This is a genomic window from Brachybacterium kimchii (genome assembly GCF_023373525.1).
Classification (GTDB): Bacteria; Actinomycetota; Actinomycetes; order Actinomycetales; family Dermabacteraceae; genus Brachybacterium; species Brachybacterium kimchii.
The window spans coordinates 1123855-1147374 of sequence record NZ_CP097218.1; the positions used below are offsets into that span (position 1 = coordinate 1123855).

Annotated in this window: 22 protein-coding genes; 8 read left to right on the forward strand and 14 right to left on the reverse strand. The window is 73.2% G+C overall.

Annotated features, from left to right (window positions below):
- Window positions 1-4 precede the first annotated feature (4 nt).
- Window positions 5-631, forward strand: coding sequence for an FxsA family protein (locus M4486_RS05540; protein ID WP_249480176.1), 627 nt, complete (start codon window positions 5-7; stop codon window positions 629-631).
- Between the two features lie 113 nt (window positions 632-744).
- On the opposite strand, the gene M4486_RS05545 is transcribed toward M4486_RS05540, so the two are convergent.
- The 5 genes from M4486_RS05545 to M4486_RS05565 all read right to left on the reverse strand — a co-directional run bounded on the left by M4486_RS05545 (window position 745) and on the right by M4486_RS05565 (window position 5113).
- Entirely contained in the window at window positions 745-1095 is a 351-nt protein-coding gene (locus M4486_RS05545; protein ID WP_152352953.1) for an RNA polymerase-binding protein RbpA, read from the reverse strand.
- Between the two features lie 110 nt (window positions 1096-1205).
- A complete protein-coding gene (locus M4486_RS05550) occupies window positions 1206-2027 on the reverse strand; it encodes a glycerophosphodiester phosphodiesterase family protein (RefSeq protein WP_249480177.1) in 822 nt (273 codons plus the stop codon).
- A complete protein-coding gene (locus M4486_RS05555) occupies window positions 1999-2943 on the reverse strand; it encodes an SURF1 family cytochrome oxidase biogenesis protein (RefSeq protein ID WP_249480178.1) in 945 nt (314 codons plus the stop codon). Before M4486_RS05555 ends, M4486_RS05550 begins: the two co-directional genes overlap by 29 nt.
- Window positions 2940-3353, reverse strand: coding sequence for a hypothetical protein (locus M4486_RS05560; protein ID WP_249480179.1), 414 nt, complete (start codon window positions 3351-3353; stop codon window positions 2940-2942). The genes M4486_RS05555 and M4486_RS05560 overlap by 4 nt, the downstream gene beginning before the upstream one ends.
- Before the next feature lie 119 nt (window positions 3354-3472).
- Complete coding sequence (locus M4486_RS05565; protein ID WP_249480180.1) at window positions 3473-5113, reverse strand: hypothetical protein; 1641 nt, start codon at window positions 5111-5113, stop codon at window positions 3473-3475.
- A 174-nt stretch (window positions 5114-5287) separates the two neighbouring features.
- Between M4486_RS05565 and M4486_RS05570 the strand changes: the two genes are divergently transcribed.
- Both M4486_RS05570 and M4486_RS05575 read left to right on the forward strand, forming a co-directional pair.
- The gene (locus tag M4486_RS05570; protein ID WP_249480181.1) at window positions 5288-6013 is read left to right on the forward strand and encodes a beta-ketoacyl-ACP reductase; all 726 of its coding nucleotides are present in this window, start codon (window positions 5288-5290) and stop codon (window positions 6011-6013) included.
- A gap of 79 nt (window positions 6014-6092) precedes the next feature.
- Window positions 6093-6614, forward strand: coding sequence for a SixA phosphatase family protein (locus M4486_RS05575; RefSeq protein ID WP_249480182.1), 522 nt, complete (start codon window positions 6093-6095; stop codon window positions 6612-6614).
- A 13-nt stretch (window positions 6615-6627) separates the two neighbouring features.
- On the opposite strand, the gene serB is transcribed toward M4486_RS05575, so the two are convergent.
- Window positions 6628-7263: a phosphoserine phosphatase SerB gene (gene serB, locus M4486_RS05580; protein ID WP_249481075.1), complete on the reverse strand. Its 636-nt coding sequence runs from the start codon at window positions 7261-7263 to the stop codon at window positions 6628-6630.
- Window positions 7264-7426: 163 nt separating this feature from the next.
- Window positions 7427-8665 (reverse strand): glucose-1-phosphate adenylyltransferase, encoded by a 1239-nt coding sequence (gene glgC / locus M4486_RS05585; protein WP_249480183.1) that lies wholly within the window; start codon window positions 8663-8665, stop codon window positions 7427-7429.
- Between the two features lie 153 nt (window positions 8666-8818).
- On the opposite strand from glgC, the gene glgA reads away from it, so the two are divergent.
- Complete coding sequence (gene glgA / locus M4486_RS05590) at window positions 8819-10021, forward strand: glycogen synthase (protein ID WP_249480184.1); 1203 nt, start codon at window positions 8819-8821, stop codon at window positions 10019-10021.
- Between the two features lie 25 nt (window positions 10022-10046).
- Here glgA and M4486_RS05595 read toward each other — a convergent pair whose 3' ends face one another.
- From M4486_RS05595 to M4486_RS05605, 3 genes are read right to left on the reverse strand one after another with little or no spacing between them, the layout of a single operon-like run.
- Window positions 10047-10853: a hypothetical protein gene (locus M4486_RS05595; RefSeq protein ID WP_249480185.1), complete on the reverse strand. Its 807-nt coding sequence runs from the start codon at window positions 10851-10853 to the stop codon at window positions 10047-10049.
- Window positions 10850-12415 (reverse strand): RNB domain-containing ribonuclease, encoded by a 1566-nt coding sequence (locus tag M4486_RS05600; RefSeq protein WP_249480186.1) that lies wholly within the window; start codon window positions 12413-12415, stop codon window positions 10850-10852. Before M4486_RS05600 ends, M4486_RS05595 begins: the two co-directional genes overlap by 4 nt.
- Before the next feature lie 43 nt (window positions 12416-12458).
- The gene (locus M4486_RS05605) at window positions 12459-13853 is read right to left on the reverse strand and encodes a cation:dicarboxylate symporter family transporter (protein ID WP_249480187.1); all 1395 of its coding nucleotides are present in this window, start codon (window positions 13851-13853) and stop codon (window positions 12459-12461) included.
- A gap of 265 nt (window positions 13854-14118) precedes the next feature.
- Between M4486_RS05605 and M4486_RS05610 the strand changes: the two genes are divergently transcribed.
- Both M4486_RS05610 and M4486_RS05615 read left to right on the forward strand, forming a co-directional pair.
- Window positions 14119-14910, forward strand: coding sequence for an ABC transporter ATP-binding protein (locus tag M4486_RS05610; protein WP_249480188.1), 792 nt, complete (start codon window positions 14119-14121; stop codon window positions 14908-14910).
- A 1-nt stretch (window position 14911) separates the two neighbouring features.
- A complete protein-coding gene (locus tag M4486_RS05615) occupies window positions 14912-15805 on the forward strand; it encodes a TrmH family RNA methyltransferase (RefSeq protein ID WP_249480189.1) in 894 nt (297 codons plus the stop codon).
- A 28-nt stretch (window positions 15806-15833) separates the two neighbouring features.
- On the opposite strand, the gene M4486_RS05620 is transcribed toward M4486_RS05615, so the two are convergent.
- The 4 genes from M4486_RS05620 to M4486_RS05635 form a co-directional block, all read right to left on the reverse strand.
- Complete coding sequence (locus M4486_RS05620) at window positions 15834-16616, reverse strand: class I SAM-dependent methyltransferase (RefSeq protein ID WP_249480190.1); 783 nt, start codon at window positions 16614-16616, stop codon at window positions 15834-15836.
- 68 nt (window positions 16617-16684) lie between these two features.
- Window positions 16685-17353: a hypothetical protein gene (locus M4486_RS05625; protein ID WP_249480191.1), complete on the reverse strand. Its 669-nt coding sequence runs from the start codon at window positions 17351-17353 to the stop codon at window positions 16685-16687.
- A 110-nt stretch (window positions 17354-17463) separates the two neighbouring features.
- A complete protein-coding gene (locus M4486_RS05630; RefSeq protein ID WP_249480192.1) occupies window positions 17464-18495 on the reverse strand; it encodes an NAD(P)-dependent alcohol dehydrogenase in 1032 nt (343 codons plus the stop codon).
- 115 nt (window positions 18496-18610) lie between these two features.
- Entirely contained in the window at window positions 18611-20416 is a 1806-nt protein-coding gene (locus M4486_RS05635) for an HNH endonuclease (RefSeq protein ID WP_249480193.1), read from the reverse strand.
- Window positions 20417-20686: 270 nt separating this feature from the next.
- Here M4486_RS05635 and M4486_RS05640 point away from each other — a divergent pair, with 270 nt between their 5' ends.
- Together M4486_RS05640 and M4486_RS05645 are read left to right on the forward strand one after the other, a co-directional pair.
- Entirely contained in the window at window positions 20687-21679 is a 993-nt protein-coding gene (locus M4486_RS05640; RefSeq protein WP_249480194.1) for a hypothetical protein, read from the forward strand.
- Window positions 21676-23487 (forward strand): DNA polymerase Y family protein, encoded by a 1812-nt coding sequence (locus M4486_RS05645; RefSeq protein WP_249480195.1) that lies wholly within the window; start codon window positions 21676-21678, stop codon window positions 23485-23487. Before M4486_RS05640 ends, M4486_RS05645 begins: the two co-directional genes overlap by 4 nt.
- Window positions 23488-23520: the final 33 nt, after the last annotated feature.

Consider the following 23520-nt stretch of genomic DNA (forward strand, 5'->3'; position numbering starts at 1 on the left):
TCCCATGAGCTCCACCTTCTCGTCTCCCAGCAGTTCCTCGTCCAGCGGCCGCTCGACCAGCGGCTCCTCCGCAGGCTCGTCCACCGGCGCGTCGCACGGCCGTCCGCCGTCGGGCAGGCGCTCCAGGCTGGCCGCGCTGCTGCCCTATGCGGCGCTCGTGCTGGGCATCGTCGAGATCGCGCTGCTGATCCTCATCGGCGTGAAGACCTCGCTGTGGTGGTCGCTGCTCATCATCGTCGTGGGCTGGATCGTGGGCGTCGCCCTGCTGATCGCCGCGGGCCAGCAGTCCCTCTCCCGTGCGCGCTCCCTGTGGCGGGCCGTGCGCGGCACGGGGGACGTGCAGAAGCATCTCAGCCGCCCCGCGTTCACGGTGCTGGCCGCCGCGTGCTTCTTCTTCCCGGGCGTCCTCACCGACATCGTCGGGATCATCCTGCTGCTCACGCCCGTCCAGCGCCGCACGGTCGAGGGACTCGGCCTGTCCGGCGGCGGCGACGCCGCGCACCGCGTCCTCTTCCGGCGCAGCTCGGGAGGCGTGATCGACGGCGAGATCGTGGTGACGCCGCAGAAGCCCTCCGGCGGCGCCTCGTCCGGCCAGTCACCGGACGGCCCGCCGCTGATCACCCAGGACTGAGGCGCCCGCCGCCGCGCCGGCGCATCACGAGAAGGGCCCCGCAGCCGTCGATGACGGTCGCGGGGCCCTTCTCATGGATGCGGCGCACGGCCGCCGGGCGCAGGGCCCGTGGTTCAGAGGTTCCGGCGCTGATGCAGCTTGCCGGCGTGCAGGAGGTCGAGGCGCTGATCGAGGAGCACCTGCAGATCCTCCTCGCTGCGGCGCTCGAGGAGCATGTCCCAGTGGGTGCGCTGGGGCTTGCCCGGCTTCGCCTCGGGCTTCTCGTGGTCGCGCAGGACGGCGGTGTTGCCGCAGCGGCACTCCCAGATCGCCGGGACGTCGGCCTCGACGGAGAAGGGGAGGATGATCGTGTGGCCGTTGGGGCAGTCGTAGACGGCCTCCTGGCGCGGGGCGGCGAGGACGTTCTCGTCGGTCTCCATGCTGAAGGATCCGAGGCGGGTTCCTCGCAGGCTGCGGCTGTTCATCCGATGGTGCCTTCCTGACGGTTCCGGGGGCGGCGGTCGCACGCGCACTGCGGCGCGACAGTGACCAGAACGTCCCGTGGGCACGGAACATTCCCGGGCCGCGGCGTGGGTCACATCACGTCGCCGGTCGGCGGCTCCGTCCCGTCGAGCAGGGCGCTCAGGCGATCGACGCGATTGGTGATGATGCCGTCGACGCCGATCGCGAGCAGGTCCCTCATCCGCGCGGTCTCGTCGATCGTCCACACCTGCACCTCGCAGCCGACGCGATGGGCGGCGGCGACGTTCGCGGGCGTGACGATGCGCAGCACCGACTGGGAGACGGGCACCTGCAGGGCGCCGTAGGGGCGCAGCAGGGAGCGCAGCGCGGGGTCGGGCAGCTCGAGCGCCCGGGCGAGGACGAAGCCCGCGATCACCTCCCGCGACGGGCTGCGCACGGGAGTCGCCCCCGTCACGCCCCGCACCGCGCGCACGGCGCGCGAGGCGACGGAGCCGCGGAAGCTCGTCACGCACACGCGCCCCGCGGCGCCGGTGCGGGCGATCGCCTCGACCGCCGGGCCGACGGCCGCCTCGTCCTTGACGTCGATGTTCACCGGGACCTCCGGGAAGCTCCCGAGCACGTCCTCGAGTCGGGCGAGGGGCTCGCTCCCGGCGACCCGGATGCCCTCGAGGTCGCTCTCGTGCAGGACGTCGATGCTCCGGGGGTCGCCCGCGATGCGCGTGAGGTCGGGGTCGTGCACGGCGAGGGCGACCCCGTCGGCCGTGGCCCGGGTGTCGGTCTCGAGCATGTCGGCGCCGGCGTCGAGCGCGTCGGAGAACGCGCGCAGCGTGTTCTCGGCGCCGTCGAGCGCGAGCCCGCGGTGGGCGATGCGCCGCGGTCGCGGTCCGGGCAGGAACCGTCCGCGCTCAGCGGCGTCCGTGGTCCAGGAGCTCATCCTCTTCCTCCTCGTCCTGCGTGCGCGGGCGCGCCTTGCGCAGCTCGGCGGAGGCCGCCCGCGGCGCGGTGGTCGCGGCCTCCCGTGTCGTCTCCGCCGGTCCGCTCCGTGCCCCGTCCTCGCCGCCGCCTTCGCCGCCGCTCTCGTCGTCCCCGCTCTCCTCGTCGAGGATCTGGCGGCGCGTGCGCACCACCAGGGCGATGGGGAAGAAGGCTGCGAACAGCCACCACTGCACGGCGTAGGAGAGGTGCGGGCCGAGGCTCGTGTCGGGCTCCTCGAGGACGTGGGGCATCGGGCTGACCGACGGGTCCTCCGAGACCAGCTCGCCGAAGGCCCCCGTGTAGACGCTGCCGCCGAGATCGGGGAGCTCGGGGGCGATCGCGCTGGGGGTGACGGTCTGGACCTGTCCCGGGGGGTTCCGCCGGTTCTCCAGGGTCGGCTCGACCACGCGCATGCGCACCACGATGGTGGTGCGGCCCTCGGGCACGGGCGGTTCGCTCGCAGGCGTGGAGGAGGTCTCGGCGCCGTCCACCCACCCGCGCACGACGAGGAGCGTGCCCTGGTCGGTCGTGAAGGGGACGAGCTGCCAGAAGCCCACCGAGTCCGAGAGCGGACGGTTGCGCACCCACAGCAGGCAGTCGGGCTGGGTGCAGTACTTGCCGGTCAGCTCGACCTGCTTCCAGCGGTCGGAGGAGGCCAGCGGCGTGCCGGGGGAGGGGAGCACCTGGTCCAGGCCGACGGGCGCGGCGCTGTAGTTGGTCTCGATGACGTCGGCGTTCTCGCGCTTTCCCTCGAAGCGGTGCCACTGCCAGAAGCCGAGGCCGATGCAGACGGCGGCGGCGAGGACGACGCCGAGGACGGCGCCCAGGGCGTCGCGGGTGAAGAGGCGACGCAGGATCTTCAGGGCCATTCTCATGCGGCGGTCGTGACCTCGGCGAGGGACGTCGGGGCCGTGGGGGCGGCCGGCGCGGCGGGCTGGGAAGCTGTCGACTGGGACGTCGCGGGCATGGACGTCGCGGGCAGGGAATCGCTGGCGTAGTGCATGAGCTGCACGAAGAGCACCGCGGTGCCGGCGGCGATCAGCAGTCCGACCACGGTCGCCACGATCGTCATGCCCAGGCGCAGTCGGGGACGCGCGCGGCGTTCGGCCGGCTCCGGGAAGCCGTAGTCCTCGTGCTCGAGCTGGTTCTCCGACCAGATCCCGGGGTTCATGACCGTCACGGGATAGCTGGGGATGCGGCGGCGCACGCGGGCACCGCTCGCGGGGACGTCCTCGGAGAGGAGCAGAGGGCCGTCCTCGGCGCCTCCTGCCCGCGTGCGGTCCATCCAGACCCGCCATCCGGCGGGCACCCGACCCCATCGGGGGTCGGGGCGCCACCCCTCCGGCGGGAGCCAGCCGTCCTCGGGCGGCTCCGGCCAGTGGGGTGGCGGATTGAAGGACGAGGTCACTTCTTGATGTCCCAGCTGTAGGTGTCGCTTCCGGAGTCCATGACGAGCTTGTTGCCGCCCGCGCGCTTCACTGCGAAGAGCATCGTCATGGAGTACTCGTCGCCCTCGGAGAACTCGTAGGGGCTGTTGCCCTCGATCCCGGAGTTCTTCAGCGCGTAGGTGTTCGTGTCGGACTGGACCGTGCCGCCGTACGGGGTCTCCACGGAGTAGTCCCAGTTCGCCCAGTCCATCGTGCCCTCGGTGACCTCGAGGTGCGTGGTCACCACGAGGTAGGGGCCGTACTTCGCGTCATCGATCTCATACTGCGTGTCGAGATCCTCGGCGTTCTTCCACTCCATGGACACCTGGACCTTCCCCTTGCCCTCGGGACCGACGACGTCGATCTCCTTCGCCGACGGGTCGACGGTGGGCAGCACGGACGGGGTGACGGTGGGCTCGGCGTCCTCGCTCACGGACTCGGACTGCGAGGGATCCTCGGAGGCTGCGTCCTGACTGGTGGTCGCCCCGGCCGAGGGGCTCGGGTCGTCCGAGCCTCCGAGCGCGCGGACTGCGAAGATGCCGAGGACGACGAGGACGATCGCGAGAACGAGCAGCACGATGCAGCCGATCCACCAGAACCGCGCGATGACGCCCTTCTTCGCGGGCTCCGCCGCGTTCGGCACGGTCGACCACTGGGCCTGCGGATCGCTCGCGGGGCCGGGATCGGGCGATCCGTAGGCCCCGGCCGACGAGGGCCCGTAGGCCGGGGACCCCTGGCCCGGGGCAGCCCCGCCCTGGTCGTACGCCGGTGCGCCCTGGGCGCCGTACCCCTGCGCGCCGTATCCCTGGCCCTCGTATCCCTGGGCTCCGTATCCCTGACCCTGCTGGTCGCCGGCGCCGTATCCCTGCGCGGGCGATCCCTGGCCGTATCCCTGCGCGGGCGACGGCTGGCCGTAGCCGTGCGGGTCCTGGCCGTATCCCTGCGCGGGCGATCCCTGGCCGAACCCCTGTTCCTCCTGGACCTGGGACCCGTAGCCCTGCGCCGGCTGGGAGGCCGCGCCGTCCTGGGCGGCAGCCCCGTACGCGGGGGTGACCGGAGGCTGCTGGCCGTACGCGGACACCGGCTCCTCGGCAGCGGGATCGGAAGCACCAGCAGGAGCCTGCTCGCCCGCGGCGGGCGCGCCGTCCGACCGCTCGTCCTGCGCGGCCTCGGCCGCGGCCCGACCGGCCTCGTCGTTCTCGGGCTCGGCGCTCTCGTACGGCGCCGAGCCGGCGAGCGCCGCGGAGGTCTCCTCGTCGCTCGGGCCCGTGTACACGGCGGTCTCGGGAGACGACGTCGCCTCGGGATCGGTGCCCGCTCCGCTGTCGGCCCCCTGCTCCGCAGCGGCGCCCTGCTCCGCCGCGACGCCCTGCTCCGAGGACATGTCCTGTGCGGACGCGGCGCCGGCGACCCGCGTCGCCTCGTCATCGGGGCCGGACTGCACGTGCGCATCCTCGCCCGCCTGCTGGGTCGGGGCCTGCGGCACCTCGTCGGCGACCCAGAAGTTCCATCCCTCGGGGGCCGGCCCCCAGGCGGGGTCGGGCTGCCATCCCGGCGGCGGCGTCCAGCCCTCCTCGTCGATCGGCCAGTTCGGCGGGGGGTTGAAGCGGTAAGCCATCAGGGAGGAACCTTCCGGAAGGGATGCTGTACGTCCTGCCGGGACCGCGTGTGGCGGATCCCCGTGCACTGGTCCCTACGTATGCTAGAGCACCGGCCGTCCCCGGCCGCGCTTGCGCGCGCCCCGCGTCACCCACAGCATCCGCATCATCCCGCACAGCAAGGAGCACCACGCATGTCCCTCGAGAGCACGGAACCCCGCAGCGTCCTCATCACCGGCGGGAACCGCGGCATCGGCCGCGCGATCGCCGAGGAGTTCGTGCGCCGCGGAGACCGCGTGGCGATCACCTCGCGCTCGGGCCAGGAGGGTCCCGAGGGCACCCTCACCGTGACCGCGGACATCACCGACGGCGACTCGCTCGACGCCGCGGTGAAGCAGGCCGAGGCCGAGCACGGCCCCATCGAGGTGCTCGTCGCCAACGCCGGCATGACCGACGACCAGCTGCTGCTGCGCATGAGCGACGAGTCCTTCGAGAAGGTCGTGGACACGAACCTCACGGGCTCCTTCCGCACCGTGAAGCGGGTGATCAAGTCGATGATGCGCAAGAAGAAGGGCCGCATCGTCCTCATCAGCTCCGTGGTCGCCCAGCTCGGCTCGCCGGGGCAGGTGAACTACGCGGCGTCCAAGGCCGGCCTCCTGGGCATCGCGCGCTCCATCACCCGCGAGCTCGGTTCGCGCGGGATCACCGCGAACGTCGTCGCCCCCGGGTACATCGCGACCGACATGACCGACTCACTGCCGGAGGACCTGCAGAAGAACTACCTCTCGCAGATCCCCGCCGGTCGCTTCGCCGAGCCCGCCGAGGTCGCCCGCGTGACGGCCTTCCTCGCGAGCGACGACGCGTCCTACATCTCCGGCGCCGTCGTGCCTGTCGACGGCGGCCTGGGCATGGGACACTGAGTCCCGCAGCGACCGCGCGTCCGGCGCACCTGCGACCCCTGCCACCGGACACTCCAGACAGAAGGCGTGACTCGACCCGATGCCCTCCGACCCCGACAGTCGCCTGCTCCTGCTCATGCGCCATGGCAAGGCGGACAGCGCGCAGGATCCGGATCATGAGCGGGAGCTGACAGACCGCGGCCGCACGCAGGCCCGGATGACCGGCGAGTACCTCGAGTCGCAGGGCGTGCGGCCCACGCGCGTCCTCGTCTCCGACGCGGTCCGCACGCGGGAGACCTGGGAGAGCGTGCTCGCCTCGATGCCCGGCTTCGACGGCACCGTGGACTTCCTCCCGGAGATCTACGAGGGCGGCCCCGCGGAGGTGCTGGACCTCGTCCGCGCCACTGACGACGCCGAGCACGTGGTGATGGTCATCGGCCACGAGCCGACCATGGCCTCGCTCACGCACGGCCTGGCCGCGGAGGACTCCGACCCCGGATCCGTCGCCCAGACCCGGATCGGCCTGCCCACCGGCGCGCTCTGCGTGCTCTCGGGCAGCGTCCCGCACTGGTCGGACCTGGGGGAGGAGTCCCTCACGCTGCACACCGTCGTCCGCGGCTGAGGGGCCGGGTCCCTCAGTCGCGCTCGAGGATCCTCTCGAGGTGCGGCCACACGTCGAGCAGGCTCTCACCCTCCAGGTGCACGTCGGAGACCTCGACGAGCGCGGGCTTGCCGCGGAAGGCGATGCCGATGCCGGCGGCGCGCACCATGGGCGCGTCGTTCGCACCGTCGCCGACGGCGACCGTCCGCTCGATCGGGACTCCGTGGCGCGCCGCGAGCTCCTCGAGGGTGCGGCGCTTGGTCTGCGCGTCGACGATCGGCCCGCTCACCCGCCCGGTGAGGCGGCCGTCCCGGACCTCGAAGCGGTTCGCGAGCACGTGGTCGATCCCGGCCGAGGCGGCGAGCTCGTCGATCGCCTCGTGGAATCCGCCGGAGACCAGCGCCGTCACCACGCCCGCCGCGCGGCAGCGCTCCACCAGCTCGAGCGCGCCGGGGGTGGGCACGAGCGCCGCGCGGACCTCGGCGAGCACGCTCACGGGGAGCCCCGCGAGCGTCGCGACCCGCGCGTGCAGGGACTGGGTGAAGTCCATTTCGCCGCGCATCGCGCGCGTCGTGACCTCCGCGACCTGCTCGCGGGCGCCCGCATGCTCGGCCACCAGTTCGATGACCTCCTGGGTGAGGAAGGTCGAGTCGACGTCGCTGACCAGCAGTGCCCGCGCGGGGGCATGGTGAGCAGGGGCGTGCGCACCGGGGGTCGACGGGGTCGTGGAGTTCTCGGGGGACTGGTTCAACGCTCTCCTCGGTCTCGTCGGACTCGGTCCCGTCGGCCGCCCGACGCCTCCCCGACAGCTGCTCGGCGCGGGCGGTCGGGGATCACGACGGGGTGATGACGACTCCCTTGCCGATCACGGTGAGACCGGACTCGGTGACGTGGAAGCCGCGGGCGCGGTCCTTCTCGGCGTCCAGCCCGATCTGCGTGCGGGGCGGGATCACCACATTCTTGTCGATGATCGCCCGGTGGACCTGGCAGTGCCTGCCCACCGAGACGCCGTCCATGAGCACCGAGTCGGAGACGCTCGACCACGAGTGCAGGCGCACGCCGGGGGAGAGCACCGAGTTCGAGACCTGCGCACCGGAGACCACCACCCCGGGCGAGACGATCGAGTCGACGGCCGAGCCCACGCGGCCCGGCCCGGCGTGCACGAACTTGGCCGGCGGCACGTTGCGCGTGCCCGCGAAGGTCGCCCACTTCTCGTTGTAGAGGTTGAAGACGGGATGGATCGAGATGAGATCCATGTGGGCCTCGTAGAAGGCATCGAGCGTGCCGACGTCGCGCCAGTAGTCGCGGTCGCGGTCGGTCGAGCCGGGCACGTCGTTGCGGATGAAGTCGTAGACGCCCGCCTCGCCCTGGTCGACGAAGTAGGGGACGATGTCCCCGCCCATGTCATGGGCCGAATCGGGGTTCTCCGCGTCCTCGGTCACGGCCTCGACGAGGGCGTCGGCCGTGAAGACGTAGTTGCCCATGGAGGCCAGGACCTGGCTGGGGTCGTCGGCGAGCCCGGCGGTCTCCTTCGGCTTCTCGACGAAGCGGGAGATCACCTCGGGCGAGGCCGGATCGGTCTCGATCACCCCGAACTGGTCCGACTCCTCGAGGGGCTGTCGGATCGCGGCGACGGTGCAGGCCTTCCCGGAGGCGATGTGGGCGTCGACCATCTGGGAGAAGTCCATGCGGTACACGTGGTCCGCGCCGACGACCACCACGTAGTCCGGCTTCTCCTCCTCGATGAGGTTCAGGGACTGGTAGATCGCGTCGGCGCTGCCGCGGTACCAGTGCTTGCCCATGCGCTGCTGGGCGGGCACCGGCGCCACGTAGTTCCCCAGCAGGGAGCTCATCCGCCAGGTCGAGGCGATGTGCTTGTCGAGCGAATGCGACTTGTACTGGGTGAGCACGACGATGCGCAGGTACCCGGAGTTGACGATGTTGGACAGGGCGAAATCGATGAGCCGGTAGATGCCCCCGAACGGGACGGCCGGCTTCGCACGATCGAGGGTCAGCGGCATCAGCCGCTTGCCCTCGCCCCCGGCAAGAACGATGGCGAGCACGGTAGACATGAACCGAGCATAATGCCCATGTGGGGGCACTCACACACCGGACCGCCGATCGTCCCGTCGCCCGAGGCGAGACGTCCCGTCGCCCCCGGGCCGGACGCCCCACGGACGACCACGCCCCGCAGCCCACCCCGCCCCGCAGACCAGGAGGAGCCCATGCGCGTCGACCTGTTGACCAAGGAGTACCCGCCGGAGATCTACGGGGGAGCGGGCGTGCACGCCGCCGAGCTCACCCGGGTGCTGCGCGAGCACGTCGAGGTCCAGGTGCGCTGCTTCGGCGCGCCCCGCGAGGAGGCGGACACCACGGCCTACGAGGCTCCCGCGGACCTCGAGGGCGCGAACTCGGCGCTGCGCACCATGGGCACGGACCTGCCGATGGCCGCGGACTGCGCGGGCACCGACCTCGTGCACTCCCACACCTGGTACGCGAACTTCGCGGGACACCTCGCCTCCCTGCTCCACGGCGTGCCGCACGTGCTGAGCGCCCACTCGCTGGAGCCGCTGCGCCCGTGGAAGGCCGAGCAGCTGGGCGGCGGCTACGCGCTGAGCTCCTTCGTCGAGCGCACCGCCTACGAGGGCGCCGCCGGCGTCATCGCGGTCTCCGCCGGCATGCGCGCGGACATCCTGCGCTCCTACCCGAGCGTCGATCCCGCGAAGGTGCACGTCGTGCACAACGGGATCGACATCGACACCTGGCAGCCGAACCCCTCGACCGACGCCCTGACCTCCCGGGGGATCGACCCCGACGCCCCGATGATCGTGTTCGTGGGCCGCATCACCCGCCAGAAGGGCCTGCCCTATTTCCTGCGCGCGGTGCGAGAGCTGCCGCCGGAGGCCCAGGTCGTGCTGTGCGCGGGCGCTCCCGACACCCCGGAGATCGCCGCCGAGGTCGACTCCCTGGTCTCCGAGCTGCAGTCCACGCGCGAGGGCGTGCACCTGATCTCGGAGATGCTCCCGCGCGGCGAGCTCACCCAGATCCTCAGTCACGCGACCACCTTCGTGTGCCCGAGCATCTACGAGCCGCTGGGCATCGTGAACCTCGAGGCCATGGCGTGCGGGATCCCGGTGGTCGCGAGCGCGACGGGCGGCATCCCCGAGGTCGTGGTCGACGGGGAGACGGGGTACCTGGTGCCCCTCGAGCAGGCGCAGGACGGCACCGGGACGCCGCTCGACCCCGAGCGCTTCGTCGCGGATCTCGCGGGCGCCCTCACCCGCATGATCGGCGACCCCGAGCGCGCCCGGCAGATGGGTGCGGCCTCGCGTCGCCGCGCCGCCGAGCACTTCTCGTGGACGGCGATCGCCGAGCGCACGCTCGAGGTCTACGAGACGGTGCTGCAGGAGCACGCGGCGCGGAGCTGACCCGCCGCGGCCATCGGGCCGCGCGTCAGCCGAGCTCGTCGGCGATCACGAGGCCGACGGTCTCGGTGAGCGCCTCGCGCGCCCCGTCGCGCAGGTCGCGCAGCACCTCGCGGCGCTCGGTCTCCTCGCCGAGGCCGCGGGTGAGCGCGGATCCGGTGTCGAGCTCCTGATCGGCCAGCAGCAGGGTGCGCGCGGCGAGCGTCAGCAGATGCTCGGCCGCGGGGCCGACGTGCCGCGGCAGGGGCACGGAGGTCCAGGTCGCCGGCAGCGCCTGCAGCCCGATCGCCTCCTCGGGGACGAGGTCGAGCTCGACGGTGCCCGAGGCCGCGCGCTGCAGGGACCGCAGGAACTGGTCCCGGGCCCCTCCGGAACTCGGCACCGGTGCGGGGGCGCCGCCGCGCGCGGGGATCCGCCGCCAGGAGACGAGGGTCCCGCGGGTGCCGTCCGGGCCGAGCGCGTCGGTGAGGGGGACGAGCGTGTGGTCGGCCATCCCGGCCGCGCTCACCACGATCGCCTGCTCGGCCTCGAGAGCGGAGGCGACGGCCTCGGGCGGGCCGACGAGCCCCGCGATGCGCCCGGCGACCGGGAGCACGAGGTGGACCTGGGCGAGCGGCAGGCGGCGCAGCCCCGTCATCCAGTCGAAGAGGTCCTCGCCGCCCCCGGTCGTCTGCCGGTGCCCGCTGCCCTGGGACAGCACCGCCGCGTCGTCGGGGCCGATGTCCCCGCGCAGATAGGCGGCGCTCCACAGCACGAGCGCCGCGGCGCGCGGCAGCGCGAGGGCCTCGGGATCGGGTCGCGCACCGGTCTCGTCGTGCTCGGGCAGGGAGCTCATGACGCGGGCCCCTCGTCCGCTGCGCCCGCGGTGGCCCCGTCGGCCCCGACGGGCACGAAACGCGCTCCCGCCCCAGCCACGTCGACGGCCTCGAGCCGGATGCGCAGGGCCTCGCCGAGCTCGCCGTCGGTCTCGACCCAGGCCGTGACGGGCGGATCCAGGAGCTGCACCTCGACGCGGACCGGGGACGTCCCGTGGTCCCTCTTCCCGCCCTCGTGCTTCTCGTCGTCCTTCTTCTCGCCCCCGCGGCGGTCGATGATCGTCCCCTCGAAGGTCTCGCCGACGAGCCCGGCGAGCGCGGTGCGCTCCACGAGGTCCAGGGCACGGCGCTCGAGGCTGCCCGCCACCGAGCCCGTGGCCTGCATGATCTCGGGGATCAGGGGGAGCGCCGCCGCGAGCGCGGGCGGCACCTCCTCGCCGCGCGCATGGTGCAGGCAGGTCAGCAGCACGAAGCGGTCGACGAGCCGGCGCAGGGGCGCGGTCGCATGGGCGTAGGGCGCGCCGAGCGCCGCCTGCTCGGCGTCCTCCGGGAGCTCGTCGGCGTGGGCGAAGGCCGCGTAGGCGGCGCCGCGGAACAGCGACGCGGCCTGGTTGAGCAGGGCGAGATGGCGGGGATCGTGCCAGTCCAGGGTGCGCAGGAAGGCGCCGTAGTCGAGGTCCTCGGACCAGGGCACGCCGAGGGCCGCGGCCTGGCGGCGGAAGCGCTCGACGTTCTCCTCGGGGGCTGGCGGCATCGTGCGCAGGATGCCCGCGCCCCCGCGGATCATGAGATCGGCCGCGGCCATGCCGGTCATGAGCGAGATCTGCGCGTTCGCGTCCTCGATGGGGAGGATGCTGCGCCAGGTGAGGCGCACGCGGTCCCCGTCGGCCTCGACGTCCTGCTCGGGGATGTTGAGGCTCGCGCCGCCGCGCTCGGCCTCCTTCCGGGTGCGCAGGGCGCCGATCTCCTGGAGCAGCAGCATCATCGGGTGGCCGTCGCCGGCGTCGATCCCGTCCTGCACGGCGTCGTAGGCGAGCTTCTCGCGCGAGCGGACGACCGCCCGTCCGAGCGACGTCCCCGTGACCGTCCCGCTCCGGTCCAGGCGCAGGTCCCACACGAACGCGGGGGCCGCCTGGTCCGGCAGCAGCGAGGCCGCGCCCTCGGAGATCGCCGTCGGGTGCAGGGGGATCCTGCGGTCGGGGAGGTAGACGGTCTCGCCGCGGCGGCGGGCCTCGGCGTCGAGCACGGAGTCCAGGGCGACGAACAGGGGCACGTCGGCGATCGCGTAGCGCACCCGATAGCCGTCCTCCGTGCGCTCGAGGTGCATGGCCTGGTCGAGATCCGTCGAGGTCGCCGGGTCGAGCGTCACGAAGGGGACGTCGGTCGCGTCCTCATGGGCGTCGGCGCCCTCGCGCCAGGCGCCGGCCGCCGCCTCGGCGGCCGCGAGCACCTCGGCGGGGAACTCGACGCTCGGCGCGCCGTCGGCCGCGGCGTCGGCGAGCAGCGCGTCGATCGCGGCGGCGATCTCCGAGGCGGCGACGGAGCCCTTCGGGGCGCGCAGGGACACGGGACGGTGGGGCACGGCGGCCTCCTGTTTCGCAGGGCCGGGATCGGGCCCGGTCAGTCTACGAGCGCCCGCCCTCCTCGGCGACGACGTGCTGGGCGTCCTCGGTCTCGATCTCGTCGGCCGAGACGAAGGGGACCCGGCCCGAGAGCACCTCGGTGACGCGCTCGCGGTCGATCGTCCGGGTGAGCGTGCCGATCACGACGGTGGCGATCGCGTTGCCCGCGAAGTTCGTGATCGCGCGCGCCTCGGACATGAAGCGGTCGATGCCCACGATCACCGCGACGCCCGGCACGAGGTCCGCCCGGTGCGCCGCGAGACCGCCCGCGAGCGTCGCGAGGCCCGCCCCGGAGACGCCCGCGGCGCCCTTCGAGGCGATGATCATGAACACCAGCAGGCCGATCTGCTGCGGGATCGTCATCGGCATCTTCATGGCATCGGCCACGAAGATCGACGCCATCGTCAGGTAGATCGCGGTGCCGTCGAGGTTGAAGGAGTAGCCCGTGGGCACCACGATGCCGACGGTCGACTTCTTCACGCCCATGTGCTCCATCTTCGCCATCAGCGTGGGCAGCGCGGACTCCGAGGAGCTCGTGGCCACGATGAGGATGAACTCCTGGACCAGGTACTTCAGCAGCGAGAACACGTTCACGCGGGCCACGGCGAACAGCACCAGGCCGAGGATGCCGACCACGAAGATGATGCACGTGATGTAGAAGCCGATCATGAGCTTCACGAGCTCCCACACGGCGCCCACGCCCGAGGAGCCCACCACGGCGGACATCGCCCCGAACGCACCGATCGGGGCGAGCCAGAGGATCATCATCAGCACGCGGAAGATGACGCGGCGCGCGATCTCGACGGCCTCGAGGGCCACCTCGGCCGTGCGTCCGCCCACGCCCTGGATGCCGAAGCCCACGAGCAGCGCCACGAGCAGCGCCTGCAACACGGAGCCCTCGGTGAGGGAGCTCGCGAGGGTCTCGGGGATGATCGAGGCGACGAAGTCGGCGAGTCCGCCGGCCTCCTCGGCGTCCTTCACGTACTTGCTGACGTCGCCGTCCGTGGGGATCGTGAGGCCCTGCCCGGGCTGCAGGATGTTGCCGACGACCAGCCCGATCGCGAGGGCGAACGTGGACATGACGAGGAAGTAGACGAGGGCGAGGACGCCGATGCGGCCGACCGTCGCCGCACTGCGCACCGAGCCGATCCCCAGCACGATCGTGCAGAAGATGATCGGCGCGATCATCATCTTGATGAGGGAGACGAAGAGGTCGCCGAGGATCTTGAACGAGGCGGCCGTCTCCGGCGCGACGAGACCGAAGCCGATGCCCGCGAGCACCGCGACGATCACGGCGATGTAGAGGAAGTGCGGGCTGACCCGTCGGCGCTTCGGCGTCGACGACTCCTCGCGGGGCATCGGGGCCGACGGGTCGGCGGCCGGGTCGGGATGTGCCATGGTGGCGCTCCTTCGCGTCGTGGGGGGGGTAGGAGGAGAAGGGATCGGGGGGATCAGGGGATCGGCGCCGCGCACGGCGTCCGCGACCCCGGGCACCCTACCGTCCCGGTCACCGGGGCGAGCGGCTTCTCCGGAGATCGGGCAGGCGGTCGGGGCGCGTCGACGGTCGCGACGCATCGAGGGCCAGGACGACGGTCGGTCCTGCGTTCGGGCCGGGTCGGGTCGCTGCACGGGAGTCGGTCCCGGAGCCGATAGGCTTTCAGCCATGTCCGAGGCTGCTGCACTCACCGATGTCGTCGTCCGCCGTGGCGGGAGGAACCTGCTGGACGGGCTCACCGTCAGCATCGGGGAGGGTGAGCGCTGGGTGGTGCTGGGCCCCAACGGGGCCGGCAAGTCGACGATGATCCGCCTGCTCGCCTCCCGCATGCACCCCACCTCCGGCGCGGTCGAACTGCTCGCCGAGCGCCTGGGCAGGATCGACGTCTTCGAGCTGCGGCCCCTCATCGGCCTCGCGAGCCAGGAGCTCGCCGACACCGTCCCCGGGCACGAGAAGGTCCTCGACGTGGTGGTCACCGCCGGCTACGGGGTCGTCGGCCGCTGGCGCGAGGAGTACGAGGACCTCGATCTCGACCGCGCGCGCATGCTGCTCGACGCCTTCGGCGTCCTCGACCTCGAGGGCCGCGCCTTCGGCACCCTCTCCACGGGGGAGCGCAAGCGCGTGCTCTCGGCGCGCGCCCTCATGACCGACCCCGAGCTGCTGCTCCTGGACGAGCCCGCCTCGGGTCTGGACCTGGGCGGCCGCGAGGAGCTCGTGCGGAACCTCGCGCGCCTCGCGAAGGATCCGGCGACCCCGGTGACCGTGCTGGTCACCCATCACGTCGAGGAGATCCCGCCGGGGTACACGCACGCCCTGCTGCTGCGCGACGGGAAGGCGGTCGCCGCCGGCCCGATCGACGAGACCCTCACCTCGCAGAACCTCACGCGCACCTTCGGGCTGCCGCTGGTGGTCGAGCGCCACGGCGAGCGCTTCAGCGCCCGCTCCGTGCAGCTGGACTGAGATGGGAGCATCGGCACCGGAGGGCCCCGACGCCCCCGGTTCGCAGATCGTCCCGATCACGACGCTCGAGGACCCCCGGCTCGACGACTACCTGCGCATGACCGACGTGCGGCTGCGCGCGAGCATGGAGGTCGAGCGCGGACTGTTCATGGCGGAGAGCTTCCACGTGATCGAGCGGGCGATGGACGCCGGCTGCGTCCCGCGCTCCTTCCTCATGTCCTCCCGCTGGGTGGAGCAGTTCGCGCCCCTGTTCACGCGCTTCCCCGAGGTGCCGGTGTTCGTGGGCGAGGAGGCCCTGCTCGAGTCCCTCACGGGGTTCCACCTGCACCGCGGTGCGCTCGCGGCCATGCAGCGGCCCGTGCTGCCGACCGCTGCGGAGCTGCTGAGCACGGCGCGCACGGTCGCGGTGCTCGAGAACATCGTGGACCACACGAATGTTGGCGCCATGTTCCGCTCGGCCGCCGCGCTCGACGTCGACGCCGTGCTCGTCACCCCGCGCTGCGCGGATCCCCTGTACCGCCGCTCCCTCCGCGTCTCGATGGGCACCGTCTTCCAGGTGCCGTGGACGCGCCTCGGCGCCTGGCCGCATGCGCCGCATCCTCCGGGCGAGGACACGGTGCACGACGGCGTCGACCTGCTGCACGACGCCGGCTTCGACGTGCTCGCCCTGGCGCTCACCGAGCAGGCCACGGCGCTCGACGAGGTGGACCTGGGTGCCGGCCGCAAGGTCGCGCTCGTCCTCGGCGCCGAGGGCCACGGCCTCGAGCCGTCCACCTTGAAAGCGGTCGACGAGCACGTGGTCATCCCCATGAGCGGCGCGGTCGACTCCCTCAACGTCGCCGCCGCGAGCGCCGTGGTGTTCTGGCAGCGACGGGCGGCCGTCAGGGCGGGCTGAGACCCTCTTTCGACCCGCTTCCCGCTGGTCAGCTGCCGCGGCGCGCGAGCAGGCTGAAGCTGTTGGGGAGGCGACCGTCCCAGGCCGCCGCGGGCTCCGCGTCGTCGGGTCGCCAGAACGGCTCCGGATGCTCCTCGAGCTGCTCGAGGACGAAGCCCGCCCGCACGATCGCCATCACGGTCCCGGCGAGCGTGCGCTGATGCTCGGTGGCCCCGCGAGCGGGGAAGGTGTCGTTGACGTGGCGGGACGCGAAATAGCCGCGGTCCTCCCTCACGCGCGGCGCATCGGCGTCCCACGTCCACAGCGGCACGAGCGGGTGCGCCTCATGGACGAACAGGTGGCCGCCGGGCCGCAGCAGCCGGTGCATCTCCGTCGCCCACGCCTCGAGGTCCTCGTTCCAGATCAGTGCACCCTTGCCCGTGTAGACGAGGTCGGCGGACGCGGGATCGAGGCCCGTGTCCGGGAGCTCCGCGACGGTGTAGCGCGCGGCGACGCCCAGCTCGTCGGCCCGGCGCTGCGCCGCCGTCACCGCTGTCGGCGAGTAGTCGACGCCCAGCACCGAGGCGGCGCCGAGGCGCAGCAGCGCGTGGTCGTCGATGCCGTGCCCGCTCTGCGGGTGGATCACCTCGGCATGCTCGACGAGCCCGCTGAGGAGACGCTCCTCGCACTGCAGCAGACGTGCCGTGCGCGCCTCGACGAGCAGGCTCTCGTACTCGCGCACGTGCTTGTGGGAGGCGTCGTCCCATGCGCGCCGGGTCTCGTCGTAGGTGCCCATGGCTTCGCGGGCGTCCATGGGGTCACTGGTGTCCATGGAAGGAGGCAAGCACTCGTCGAGCGCGCTGTCCAGGCGTTTCGACGAGTGCCGGGTGCGCTGCTGATTCAGAACAGCGGCCTCGCCCCGGTGGGCTGGGGGATCTCGACGCCGTGCAGCCCGAGCGCCTCCTGCGCGCGCTCGGGCCCGTCGCACACACGAGCACCAGGGGAGTAGGCGGCGCGCTCGAGGGCGAGGAAGTCCCGCGCCTCTCCTCCGGTCCCGCTTCTGAGGGGTCCGCCCGTCCCCACGTCGTCGCGCTCCTCCCGGGCGAGGAACGGGGGCAGCACGTCCGGGTGCGGGTGCTGCTCGCCGGGCGCGGCGCCCGGACGGCGGTCGGGGAGGATCCTGTGCTGCACGAGGTCGAAGGCGTTGATGTCGAGCGATGCGGCGAGCTCCGCGAGGTCGTGCCGTGCGATCTCGGCGCCCAGCCCGGTGAGGTTCGCATGGAATGCCTGGCCCGCGGCGCACGCCTCGACGTCGGTGTACTTCCAGATGGGGATGCCCTGCCCACCGCCCGCGGCATCACCGCCCTCACCGCTCTCGTCGCCCTCGTCGAGGGGATATCGCCGCAGCGCCTCCCGCACGAAGGCGGCGATCCGAGGCACCGGCGGCACCGCCGTGCCGGTCTCGCCCCAGGCGTGATCGGCGGCGAAGATGTGCTGGTTGAGGGCGGCGCAGGCGTCGATGGGATCAGAGGGGACGGGGCCGAGCCAGAATCCGAGTCGATAGAGCATGCGGCAAGCATGGCGCTGTGCTCCCCGCGCCCCTCCCGGTCATCCACACCACCGTTCCTCCACAAGGATCGGCGCTGGTCGGAGCGACTCCGGTCAGGGAGCGATTCCGGTCAGAACGCGATCTGCAGCTTCACGTCCGTCGGACGCCCCTCGAGGAAGCGCTCGAAGGCCTTCTCCGAGTCCTCGAACGCGAACGTCTCGGTGACGAAGCGGCCCAGATCCACGGCGTCGCTCGCGGCGAGATCGATGGCCTTCTGGTGGACGTTGGCGTAGCGGAAGATCGTCTCGATCGAGATCCCGCGGCTCTGCGCCGTGGCGACGTCGAAGGCCACGGGCTCGACGGGCATGCCGACGAGCACCACGCGTCCGCCCGGCGCGGGGACAGTCCACAGCCCCTTGTACGCGGGGGCGGCGCCCGAGGCCTCGATCACGACCTGCGGACCCCATCCCGAGGTCTCCGCGCGCACCCGCTCGCCGAGGTCCTCCTGGGTGGCGTCGACCGGAATGATGCCCGTGAGGCCGTCGAGCAGGCCGAGCTTCGCGCTCTGCACGTCGCTGATGTACACCCGGCTCGCCCCGCCGGCGCGCGCGGCCAGCGCGGTCATGATGCCGATCGTCCCGCTGCCGATGACGGCGACGACGTCCCCGGGGCTGATCTGCGCCTTCGTCGCGGCGAACATGCCGACGGCGAAGGGCTCGATGAGCGCGCCCTCGGCGAAGCTGAGGGCATCGGGCAGGCGGTAGGTGAAGGCGGCGGGGTGGACGACCTCCTCGGCGAGGCAGCCGTCGATCGGCGGGGTCGCCCAGAAGCGCACGGCCGGGTCGACGTTGTAGCGGCCCTCGAGCGTCGCCCGCGAGGCGGGATCGGGGACGCCCGGCTCCATCGCGACACGATCGCCGACGGACAGGCCCGTGACGCCCTCGCCGATCTCTGCCACGGTGCCCGCGCCCTCATGCCCGAGGATCATCGGCGCCTCGACGACGAAGGGGCCGATACGGCCTTCGGTCCAGTAGTGGACGTCGGAGGCGCAGATCCCGACCGTGTGCATCGCGATCCGGACCTCCCCGGGTCCCGGGGCGCCGGGGGAGGGTACGTCCTCGATCCCCATCCGGCCCTTCTCCTGCAGCACCAGTGCACGCATGTCTCGCTCCTCCTCGGAATGGTTCCGGCCAGGTTACGGGGCGGGTGGACACGGGGACAGGGCCGTTCGCGCGGCGGGTCGGGGCGCTTCGGGCGCGCGTCAGTGCGCGGGCTGCTCACGCACTGCGTATGTCGGGCCGCCGCTCCTCGTCGCGGATCCCCGCGGCGCGTCGGCGGTCGCGCTCCCAGCGCAGGTCCTCGATCCGGTGGATCGGCGGGAGCAGGGCGGGTTCCCCGTCGGACGCATCGTCCTCGGGTGTGGTCATGGCTTTCGGGGGCATGGCCGATGAGGGCATGGCCGATGGCGGCGTGCCCGGAGGGGTCATACCGGGTGGTGGGGCCTCGACGGGAGGGCCGCCCGGCGGCAGCCCTGCCAGCGGGCTCGGGGACACCATGGCGGTGCGTCCGAGCTTCGATCTCCAGTGCACGCGGTGCGGATCCGATTCCTCACCGACCCTCTCGGCCGTCCCGAGGAGCTCCTTGGTGCTGTTGCAGTGGGCGCACAGACCCTGCCCGTCGTCGGCGCTGGTCGCACCGCCCTGCGCGTGGGGCTGGATGTGGTCGATCTGGCGGATCGAGGACGCGCAGTAGGGCCCCGCGCAGCGGAAGTCCCTGAGCCGGACGAGGTACCCGAGCCTGGCGGGGAACGCGCGGGCGCGGGATTCCATGGCGATCAGCTCGCCGGAAGCGGGATGGGTGAACAGACGCCGGAGCGTCAGCCGGGACTCCTCGTCGAAAGGGTCCGCCGCGGCGGTCTCCGCGGGCTCCTGCGGCGGGAGCAGGTCGTCGTCGGTGAGCGTTCGGCGGTCCTCCGGCGTCGCGTCGGCCGTGACGGGCACGCCCTGTGCGGGTGCGCTCTCCGGGGCGTCGCGCTCGGGGCGGGGGAGCCGCTGGACGATCTCGTCGCGCACGGTGCGCGGCGGCACCACTCCGTAGCCCTCGATCATCGCCGGGTCGCCGTGATCCGGCGCGATCAGAGTGCGCTCCGTGATGACGACGCCGACCTCCAGGTGCACGGGGTCCATCTGCTCATCGCGCCCCAGCAGGGTGTCGGAGAGGAGGTCCGCCATGATCTGCGCGTGGGTGCGTGTGTCCCCCTGGGCCTTGAGCGATTGCGCCTCGATGGTCAGCTTGCGCTGGATCGCGGCGCAGTCGAGCGCCGGGAGATGTGCGTGGACGTGCCCCATGCCGTGCGGCCCCGGCGTGACCGTCACGCCGCGCTGCATGCGCGCCCGCACGTGGCGCCCGTCCTCGCCACGGGGGTCGAGCTGCTGAGCGAGGGCCGAGACCTCCCGGCCCCACTGAGCCGGTGAGGCGCCGTCGAGATCGGGCTCGCGCGAGGCGATGATCCGATCGACCTCCCGCCGCTGCTCCGGCCGGAGCGGGCCGCTGCTGCGCCCGATCGCGTGGGCGGCATCGAGTCCGATGCGCCCGTCGGCCAGCGCCTCGAACATGCGCGGCATGTCCCGCACGAGCCGCCTGCCGGAGTGCAGCCGCGCAGAGGCGATGGCAGGGGAGACCCGTGAGGCCATCCGGATCTCCCCGGCGGTGCGGCGCCCGTGATCGCGCTCGGCGACGCCCTGTGCCGAGTCCTCCTCGCGCAGACGCTCGTCGAGGGCGGTGGTCACGCGGATCTCGAGCGCGCCGAGGGCTGAGCGCAGCTGCTCGAAGGCGGCGAGGGTGTCGGAGAGCTCGAAGGCCGTGAGGCCGGCGTCCGCGGCGCCGAAGGGGCCGTCCGGACCCTTCGCGAGCTCTCCCAGCGCGTGGGCGATGTCGAGGAGCTCCAGCCCGTTCCCGGGCGCCGCATCCGCCGCGACCATCTCGCACACGTGCTCGGCCTCCGTGGGCGCATCGCGCAGCACGAGCTGACGGGCACGACCAGGGGTGCGGCGGGGGTCGTCCCCGCCGTCCCTCATCGGCATGCACCGCATCGTGCCCGAAATGTCCATAGCTCTATGCAACACCATCACCCGTCCGAGCACCAGTGCTCGAACGCATGTTCTAGTGTGATATGGCTCACCGGACAGAGGGATCACTCCAGTTCAGATGTCGGTCCGGTGATCAAGACTCCTCGACGACCCTGCAGCGCGAGGCTCGCGCGACCACCGCGCCCGCCCCGGCGCGTCGGGGCGGGCGTAGAATTCGAACGCGTGTTCGATCTTGGATGACGGCCGGACAGGAGGAGGTGGAGCATGAGCACGCATCTGCAGATGCACGAGGCGCCGACGCAGGGGAAGGCATCGGCGCCGCACGAGGAGAGGACGCCGCCGAGGACGGCGGGAAGAGGCACTCAGGAGGAGCGGCTCGCCCGCGCTCGCGCCGCGCTCGGTGCCGCCGAGCGCACCACCGCGCGTCATGGCGGGAGGATCGACCGCACCGCGTTCTCCGCCGTCAGGACGACGGGTCCCGGCGAGTCGGCGCGCCTCGACGGACCGACCGGCCTCGGCGGGCCGACGGGGATCGTCGGCTCCGCCGGTCCCGGGGGAGCGTCCCGTCGGGCCCCGGCGTCCGATGCCGGCGCGGGGACCGCACGGGTCCAGGCGGCCGACGAACACAGCCGTGTGCCCCTGCCCCCGCCGCTCGCCCCGCTCGCTCCCTACGGATCCCTGCGCGCGGGGAGCACGGTCGCGGTCGACGGCTCCTGCTCGGTCTCCCTGATGCTCGCGATGGCCGCCGCGGCGGCGGGGGAGGACGGCTGGTGCGCGCTCGCAGGCATGCCGGACCTCGGCCTGCGCGCCGCGCGCGACGCCGGGCTCGATCTCGAGCGCCTCGCGATCGCCCCGGCCACCGCCGTCGAGGAGATGCCGCAGCTGCCGCAGGTGCTGTCCGCGCTCGTGGACGGGGTCGGCGTGCTCGTGCTCGGCCCGCGACTGCGGTTGACGGCCTCCCTCTGGCGCAGCCTGACCGATCGCGCGCGGGCGCACGACACCCTGGTCCTCGCCGCCGCCCCCGTCGCCCGCGCCGACCTGCACCTGCGCGCCGAGGCGGAGTCGTGGGAGGGGCTGGGACGGGGCACCGGCCGTCTGCGCCGGCGCACTCTGCGGGTGAGCGCCGCCGGGCGCGGGATCCCCGAGGGCCGCGCCGTGGACGTGGTGCTGCCCGAGGTGCACGGCCTCCTCGCCGAGGTCGCCGTGCCCGACCAGGCCGACCCCGCACCGCTGCGCGTGATCCGGAGGGCGGGATGAACGGGAGCGAGCTCCTGCTGCCCGGGGTCCTGCCCGCGGGCGAGGAGGATCAGGTCGACGAGACGGGTCACGGCGACGAGGCGGAGCACGGCGGCACCCCGCCCGCGACGCGCATCGCGGCCGTCGTCGTCCCCGCCTGGCCGCTCCTCGCCGCGCGCGAGAAGCTCGCCCGGGAGAAGGCCGCCGGGGCGGGGAGCGGGGCCGGGGTCGCGGAGGAGGGGGCGCCGACTCCCGTCGTGGTCATGGATCGCCACCGGGTCTCCCATGCCGATGCCGCCGCCCTCGAGGTGGGCGTCGGGATCGGGATGCGTCGCCGCGCCGCGCAGGCCGCGTGTCCCGAGGCCGTCGTGGTCGAGGCCGACGTCGAGCACGAGAGCGCCCTGTTCGAGCTGGTCGCGGCCGCCGTGGACACCGTCGCCGCGGGCGTGGACGTGCTGCGCCCGGGGGTGCTGCTGATGTCCGCACGCGGGCCCGCCCGCCACCGCGGCGGGGAGGATGCCCTCGCCGAGGCGATCGTCGACGCGGTCGCCGAGCTCACCGGCTGGGACGCCGTCGTCGGCATCGCCGACGGCCCCTTCGCCGCGCTCCTGGCGGCGCGCTCGGGCAGGATCGTGCGCCCCGGCCGCAGCCGGGACTACCTGGGCCCGCATGCGATCGCCGCCCTGCGCGACGCGCCCGTCGGCCCCGGATGGGGGCACCGCGATCAGCCCGCGGCCGATGCCGGCCGCACCCGCCGCGTGGATCTCGCCGAGGTCATCGACCTGCTCGAGCGCCTGGGAATCCGCACCCTCGGGGACTTCGCGGACCTGCCCGCGACCTCCGTCGCCGCACGTTTCGGGCCCGACGTCGCCCAGCTGCACCTGCTCGCGCGCGGGGGCGAGCCCACCCCGCCCCAGGCGCACCATCCCACGCAGCCCCTCGAGGTCGCGCGCACCCTGGACCCGCCGCTCGTGCGCGTGGACCAGGCGGCCTTCGCGGCGCGGCCGATGGCCGAGGAGCTGCACGGCATGCTCGTCGCGCGCGGGCTGATCTGCACGCGCCTGCGGATCCTCGCGCTCACCGCCTCGGGCGAGGAGATGGAGCGCACCTGGCGCCACGACGGCGCCCTGTCCCCGGCCGACGTCGTGGACCGCATCCGCTGGCAGTGCGACGGCTGGATCACCCGGGCGCGACTGCGCGGCGAGCAGACCGGGCAGATCACGCGGCTCGCCCTCCAGCCCGTGCAGCTGCTCCCCGCGGGCGAGGGCGCACCGGCGCTGTGGGGGAGCGCGGGGGAGGCCGCGCAGCGGGCCGGCCGCGCCTTCGCCCGCGCCCAGGGGCTCGCGGGGGAGGAGGCGGTGCTCGTCCCCGTCGAGGTCGGGGGCCGTCTGCTCGCCGAGCAGGTGGCGCTGGTGCCCTGGCGCAGCGAGCGGCCGACGGCGCGGCCCGGGCCGTGGCCGGGGTCGATGCCGCGCCCGCTGCCGTCGGTCGTGCTGCGCACCCCGCCGTTCGTGGTGCTGCGGGACGCGGAGGGCGCGGAGGTCGTGGTCACCGCCCGCGCCCTGCTGAGCGCCTCGCCCGCGGTCCTCGAGGTGCCGCGGGCGGGGAGCACGGGGGCCGACGGGATCGAGGCGCTCGTGAGCCACGGCGTCGCCGCGGGCAGAACCCACCGCGTGCTCGCCCACGGGGCGCCGACGGTCCTCGACGAGCGCTGGTGGCGGCCCGATGGCCAGCGCGCCGCTCGTCTCGCCGTCGTCATCGAGCCCGGCCGCGCCCTCGTGCTGCTCAGCCGCGAGGGCGCCTGGAGCGTGGAGGGGATCCATGACTAGGGGATCCATGACGAGGGGATCCGTGGCGGAGGA

What these genes read in the sequence shown, in the direction of transcription:
- M4486_RS05540 (WP_249480176.1), top strand. Translation starts at nt 5, where the DNA reads ATGAGCTCCACCTTCTCGTCTCCCAGCAGTTCCTCGTCCAGCGGCCGC.
- M4486_RS05545 (WP_152352953.1), bottom strand. Translation starts at nt 1,095, where the DNA reads ATGAACAGCCGCAGCCTGCGAGGAACCCGCCTCGGATCCTTCAGCATG.
- M4486_RS05550 (WP_249480177.1), bottom strand. Translation starts at nt 2,027, where the DNA reads ATGAGCTCCTGGACCACGGACGCCGCTGAGCGCGGACGGTTCCTGCCC.
- M4486_RS05555 (WP_249480178.1), bottom strand. Translation starts at nt 2,943, where the DNA reads ATGAGAATGGCCCTGAAGATCCTGCGTCGCCTCTTCACCCGCGACGCC.
- M4486_RS05560 (WP_249480179.1), bottom strand. Translation starts at nt 3,353, where the DNA reads ATGGACCGCACGCGGGCAGGAGGCGCCGAGGACGGCCCTCTGCTCCTC.
- M4486_RS05565 (WP_249480180.1), bottom strand. Translation starts at nt 5,113, where the DNA reads ATGGCTTACCGCTTCAACCCCCCGCCGAACTGGCCGATCGACGAGGAG.
- M4486_RS05570 (WP_249480181.1), top strand. Translation starts at nt 5,288, where the DNA reads ATGTCCCTCGAGAGCACGGAACCCCGCAGCGTCCTCATCACCGGCGGG.
- M4486_RS05575 (WP_249480182.1), top strand. Translation starts at nt 6,093, where the DNA reads ATGCCCTCCGACCCCGACAGTCGCCTGCTCCTGCTCATGCGCCATGGC.
- glgC (WP_249480183.1), bottom strand. Translation starts at nt 8,665, where the DNA reads ATGTCTACCGTGCTCGCCATCGTTCTTGCCGGGGGCGAGGGCAAGCGG.
- glgA (WP_249480184.1), top strand. Translation starts at nt 8,819, where the DNA reads ATGCGCGTCGACCTGTTGACCAAGGAGTACCCGCCGGAGATCTACGGG.
- M4486_RS05595 (WP_249480185.1), bottom strand. Translation starts at nt 10,853, where the DNA reads ATGAGCTCCCTGCCCGAGCACGACGAGACCGGTGCGCGACCCGATCCC.
- M4486_RS05605 (WP_249480187.1), bottom strand. Translation starts at nt 13,853, where the DNA reads ATGGCACATCCCGACCCGGCCGCCGACCCGTCGGCCCCGATGCCCCGC.
- M4486_RS05610 (WP_249480188.1), top strand. Translation starts at nt 14,119, where the DNA reads ATGTCCGAGGCTGCTGCACTCACCGATGTCGTCGTCCGCCGTGGCGGG.
- M4486_RS05615 (WP_249480189.1), top strand. Translation starts at nt 14,912, where the DNA reads ATGGGAGCATCGGCACCGGAGGGCCCCGACGCCCCCGGTTCGCAGATC.
- M4486_RS05620 (WP_249480190.1), bottom strand. Translation starts at nt 16,616, where the DNA reads ATGGACACCAGTGACCCCATGGACGCCCGCGAAGCCATGGGCACCTAC.
- M4486_RS05625 (WP_249480191.1), bottom strand. Translation starts at nt 17,353, where the DNA reads ATGCTCTATCGACTCGGATTCTGGCTCGGCCCCGTCCCCTCTGATCCC.
- M4486_RS05630 (WP_249480192.1), bottom strand. Translation starts at nt 18,495, where the DNA reads ATGCGTGCACTGGTGCTGCAGGAGAAGGGCCGGATGGGGATCGAGGAC.
- M4486_RS05635 (WP_249480193.1), bottom strand. Translation starts at nt 20,416, where the DNA reads ATGCCGATGAGGGACGGCGGGGACGACCCCCGCCGCACCCCTGGTCGT.
- M4486_RS05640 (WP_249480194.1), top strand. Translation starts at nt 20,687, where the DNA reads ATGAGCACGCATCTGCAGATGCACGAGGCGCCGACGCAGGGGAAGGCA.
- M4486_RS05645 (WP_249480195.1), top strand. Translation starts at nt 21,676, where the DNA reads ATGAACGGGAGCGAGCTCCTGCTGCCCGGGGTCCTGCCCGCGGGCGAG.